This is a genomic window from Mesorhizobium sp. M4A.F.Ca.ET.020.02.1.1, from assembly GCF_004022645.1.
GTDB lineage: Bacteria > Pseudomonadota > Alphaproteobacteria > Rhizobiales > Rhizobiaceae > Mesorhizobium.
In genome coordinates this window covers 1-712 of sequence record NZ_RZOI01001297.1, presented here as the reverse complement: position 1 = coordinate 712, position 712 = coordinate 1, and the positions used below count along the sequence as shown (strand labels likewise).

Sequence of the window (712 nt, the reverse complement as noted above, 5' to 3'; positions counted from 1 at the left end):
CCTGCCTGGCGCTCTTCACCGGGGTCCGGTCGACGGCGACGATGACATCGCCCGGCTCGAGGCCGGCCGCCGAAGCCGCCTTGTCCGGATTGACGCGCTCGACCAAGGCGCCGCGCTGATTGTCGGCCAGGTTCAACTCCTCGCGGACATCGGGCGTGATGTCGGTGAGGCCAAGGCCGAGCGACGGGACGCGCAGGGCCTGCCCGGCCGACGGCTTGCCGCCCTCGCCATCGGACGCGGTCTTAACGTCTTCCGAGTTGCGGCCGACATCAGCGGAGATCTGCACGATCTTGCCGTTGCGCCAGACGTCGAGCGTTTCCCTGGCGCCAGGCGAGACCTCGGCGACGGCGCGCGACAGATCCTTGGGATCCTTGATCTCCTGGCCGGCGAAGCCGGTAATGACATCGCCGGTCGCAATGCCGGCCTTGGCCGCGGGCGACCCTTCGGTGACCGCGGCGACAAGCGCGCCGCCGGGGTGGTCGAGCCCCATGGCACTTGCCACGTCCTGCGTCACCGGCTGGATCTGCACGCCGAGATAGCCGTACTCGATGTCGCCGCCCTTCATCAGCTTGGCGATCACCTTTTGCGCCTGGTCGGACGGAATGGCGAAGCCGACGCCGACGCTGCCGCCATTAGGCGAAAAGATGGCGGTGTTGATGCCGACGACATTGCCGCCGACATCGACCAGCGGGCCGCCGGAATTGCCATGGTT

Annotated in this window: 1 protein-coding gene; it reads right to left on the bottom strand. The window is 68.1% G+C overall.

Annotated elements, in window-relative coordinates; translation table 11 throughout:
* Nucleotides 1–712: PDZ domain-containing protein (locus EN742_RS36750; protein ID WP_128333979.1), on the bottom strand; the 712-nt coding region annotated here is incomplete at both ends.